Here is an 847-nt window from a genome sequence, read left to right as displayed (position 1 = left end):
GTGCGGGGCTGGGCATCCCCAGCGGAATCACCAAGGAAGAACAGCTGGCCGCCGGCACCTTCATCAAATTCATGACCGAGCCGGAAAACACGGCAGCCTTCTCAGCCGCCACTGGCTACATGTCCACCCGCACGTCGGCCGACATGACCTCGGTGCTGGCCAAGACGCCCCAGATCAAGACCGCCATGGACCAGCTGGCCGTGACCAAGGTCCAGGACCGTGCCCGCGTGTTCCTCCCCGGTGCCGACCAGGAGATGGCCAAGGCCGCGGCGAAGATCCTCACCCAGCAGGGGGACGTGAAAGCGGTCATGACTGAGTTGAAGAAGACACTGGAAGGTATCTACACCAAGGACGTCAAGCCCAAGCTCAAGGCCTGACGCGCGGGTTTCCTTTCGAAACGCAAAATCCCTGGCGACACCCTCATTCGGGTGGCGCCAGGGATTTTCTGTGTCGCTGGGGTTAGGCGCGTTGTCAGCGCGCGCCGGTGGGGACCTACGGAATCGGGACGGGCACGACGCCGAGCGGCACCAGGTGCTCCGCACCGCCGTCGGGGGCTGACAGTACCCAGATCCCCTTTTCGTGGACGGCCACTGAGTGCTCCCACTGGCAGGAACGCTTGCCGTCGGTGGTCACCACGGTCCAGTCGTCGTCGAGCACGGCGGTTTCGATGCTCCCGCGGACCAGCATGGGCTCAATGGCCAAGCACAGTCCGGGCTTGATCTTCGGGCCGCGGTGGCTGGTGCGGTAGTTCAGGACATCGGGGGCCATGTGCATTTCGGAGCCGATGCCGTGGCCCACGTAGTCTTCCAGGATGCCTAGCGGTTTGCCCGGCACCGAGGACACGTAG

General features: G+C 64.3%; 2 protein-coding genes. One reads left to right on the top strand and one right to left on the bottom strand.

Annotation, left to right across the window (positions count from 1 at the left end; translation table 11 throughout):
- Positions 1 to 377: extracellular solute-binding protein (locus tag DBR22_RS15975; RefSeq protein ID WP_146187528.1), on the top strand; the 377-nt coding region annotated here is incomplete at its 5' end.
- A 115-nt stretch (positions 378 to 492) separates the two neighbouring features.
- Here the strand turns inward: DBR22_RS15975 and DBR22_RS24650 are convergent.
- Positions 493 to 847 (bottom strand): M24 family metallopeptidase (locus DBR22_RS24650; RefSeq protein WP_258229245.1); only part of this gene is annotated, 355 nt, incomplete at its 5' end.

The sequence above is a fragment of the Arthrobacter sp. HMWF013 genome (assembly GCF_003061105.1).
GTDB lineage: Bacteria > Actinomycetota > Actinomycetes > Actinomycetales > Micrococcaceae > Arthrobacter.
This window is presented reverse-complemented; position numbering and strand designations above follow the sequence as displayed.